This window comes from Leuconostoc sp., from assembly GCF_965300815.1.
The window spans coordinates 1-1,862 of record NZ_CBDKZH010000171.1 but is presented as its reverse complement, the minus strand read 5'-3'; the positions used below and the strand labels follow the sequence as shown (position 1 = coordinate 1,862).

At 46.1% G+C, this 1,862-nt stretch carries 2 protein-coding genes; both read left to right on the top strand.

Going from position 1 to position 1,862, the window contains the following annotated elements; all coding sequences use genetic code 11:
- The coding region (argH, locus tag ACW12G_RS07760) for an argininosuccinate lyase (RefSeq protein ID WP_455647694.1) at positions 1-1,146 on the top strand (1,146 nt) is incomplete at its 5' end.
- Positions 1,143-1,862: ornithine carbamoyltransferase (gene argF / locus ACW12G_RS07755; RefSeq protein WP_455647693.1), on the top strand; the 720-nt coding region annotated here is incomplete at its 3' end. The genes argH and argF, both read left to right, overlap by 4 nt.

Genomic DNA, 1,862 nt, shown 5'->3' with positions numbered 1-1,862 from the left:
CAACATGAAGATATTCATATGAATATTGAAGCGTTACTGACAGCCAAAATTGGCCCAGTAGCGGGGAAATTACACACTGCCCGCTCACGAAACGATCAAGTCGCTACTGATTTTCATTTATGGGTGAAACACCGTTTGCCGCAAGTCATGGCGGCGATTACCGAACTCCAACAAACATTATTGACGTTAGCCAGCACACATGCGGGCACCATTATGTCAGGTTATACACACTTACAACATGCCCAACCAATTACCTATGGGCACTATTTATTAGCCTATGTCGAGATGTTTCAGCGAGACTATGAACGTTTTGAATTTAATCAAAAGCATACGGATATCTTGCCACTTGGGGCAGCAGCCTTGGCAGGGACAACCTTTCCAATTGATCGTGAATTTGTCGCAGCTGAACTCGGCTTTGCGGACATTTATCATAATTCGTTAGATGCTGTTTCCGATCGTGACTTTGCCGTTGAATTTTTGGCAAATGCCTCCCTGTTAATGATGCATTTGTCACGGATGGCAGAAGAATTGATCCTATGGTCAACCTATGAATTTAACTATATTGAACTCTCAGATGACTTCTCAACCGGCTCATCAATTATGCCACAAAAAAAGAACGCCGATTTTGCCGAATTAGTCCGTGGTAAGACAGGGCGCACTTATGGCGCATTGATGGGCTTATTGACAACCATGAAGGCCTTGCCATTGGCGTATAACAAAGACATGCAAGAAGATAAGGCCCAGGTCTTTGACGTCATGGACACGGTAATTGCTGCCACTAAAATATTTACTGGCATGCTCATTGGTTTAACGGTGCATGAAGAACGCATGTTGGCCAGCACCCAAGATGATTTTTCTAATGCGACCGAATTGGCTGATTACTTGGCAACCAAAGGTGTCCCATTCCGTGAAGCGCATGCGATTGTCGGCCAATTGGTGTTGTTAGGGATTCAAACGGCAACACCATTGCAAGCGATGCCATTGGCAACGTTACAAGCAGCCGCACCAGAGATTGAAGATGATATTTATCAAGTCCTGCAATCCGAGACAGCGGTCAATCGCCGGACCTCGCTTGGTGGCACGGCAGTGGCCAATGTTAAAAAAGAAATTGCACGGCATCAAAAGCAACTGGAGGCACGGGGATGATATCACATTTTCAAGGGCAATCATTTTTAAAAGAAGCAGACTTTTCAAAACCGGAATTAGAGACATTGATTCAATTAGCCGCACATTTCAAATACTTAAAGCAGCAACATATACCCCATCCTTACTTACAGGGTAAAAACATTGCGCTACTCTTTGAAAAAACGTCAACCCGAACTCGTTCAAGTTTTACCGTGGCGGCTAATGACTTGGGTGCACACGCCGAGTTTTTAGGGGCGCAGGATATCCAGTTTGGCAAGAAGGAATCCTTGGCAGATACAGCAAAAGTCTTGGGCCGTATGTACGATGGGATTGAATATCGTGGTGCTTCACAACAGGTGGTCGAAGATCTGGCGAAATATGCTGGTGTGCCTGTATGGAACGGACTAACTGACGACTGGCACCCCACGCAAATGCTGGCGGACTTTCTAACGATTCAAGAAAATTTTGGGACGTTGTCAGGCATCACACTGGCCTATCTTGGGGATGGGCGTAACAATGTGGCACATTCACTTTTGATCACGGGCGCTATTTTAGGGGTGAATGTACATATTGGCGCGCCTGAAGCGCTGCAACCAGCAGCAGAAATCCAAGCGTTAGCAGCCGAAAAAGCCCAGATTTCAGGGGCACAACTCTTGATTACTGATGATATTGCTACTGGGGTGGCGGGGGTAGATGTGTTATACACGGATGTTTGGGCCTCGATGGGGGAAGAAGCA